The sequence below is a fragment of the Shewanella sp. T24-MNA-CIBAN-0130 genome (assembly GCF_040310185.1).
GTDB lineage: Bacteria > Pseudomonadota > Gammaproteobacteria > Enterobacterales > Shewanellaceae > Shewanella > Shewanella psychromarinicola.
Genome location: NZ_JBEOPP010000165.1, coordinates 1 through 395, shown reverse-complemented (window position 1 = coordinate 395; position 395 = coordinate 1). Strand labels below are relative to the sequence as shown.

The following is a 395-nucleotide window of genomic DNA, read 5'->3' as shown; positions in this document are numbered from 1 at the left end:
AAGACCGCTAAAACTCGCTCTCACCATAAAACGGGAGTAGACGTTGAGGCTAGAATTGAAGGTAAATATGGTGTTGAAGGTGAAGCTACGGTCGGGACACAAATTGAAACCGCAATGACAATGAATGCAGCGACAACGGCACAAAATAAGGAGCAACCATAATGGAATTAAATACTATGGCGTTGCTCAATTCACGCCTGCTAAGTAAGCGGTCACTTTGGGCCATTATCGCGGCATTGGTAATACTCGCTGGTATTAACTACAAGATTTTTCAACAAGAACAGCTATTGGCTAATGGCGAAATCATCCTGTTTGAACTGGCACCCGTAGATCCTAGGTCGTTAATGCAAGGCGATTACATGGCGTTAAATTACGACATTGCGAGAGTGATTAGT

1 protein-coding gene is annotated in these 395 nt (G+C 43.5%); it reads left to right on the top strand.

What is annotated here, in order from left to right; translation table 11 throughout:
• Positions 1 to 161: 161 nt before the first annotated feature.
• On the top strand, positions 162 to 395 hold a 234-nt coding region (locus AAEZ02_RS21925; RefSeq protein WP_502959603.1), incomplete at its 3' end, for a GDYXXLXY domain-containing protein.